The organism is Mycobacterium sp. IDUB_1 (genome assembly GCF_055419625.1).
This window is the reverse complement of sequence record NZ_JBVAYA010000025.1, coordinates 1-218: the sequence shown is the minus strand read 5'-3', so window position 1 is coordinate 218 and position 218 is coordinate 1. Positions and strand designations below refer to the sequence as shown.

Genomic DNA, 218 nt, shown 5'->3' with positions numbered 1-218 from the left:
CCTGCAACTACGCCAAGGAAGCACCCGGCTGGCACGTCACCACCACCAACACCGACGGCCACCACAGCGCCGACTACACCACCCCTACCGGCGCGGTCTACCACTCCACCGCGCCACCACTACCCGGACCACCGACACGACGCCGCTACAGCGTCATCGAAGGAGGACTCAGCATCGACATCGTCGAACTGAGTACTCACCTGAAGCGCTCAGCTTGA

The 218-nt window shown here is 63.8% G+C and carries 1 pseudogene; it reads left to right on the top strand.

Annotated features, from left to right (window positions below):
* Positions 1-218: pseudogene (locus ACZYYX_RS29505) on the top strand (hypothetical protein); the annotation flags it as partial.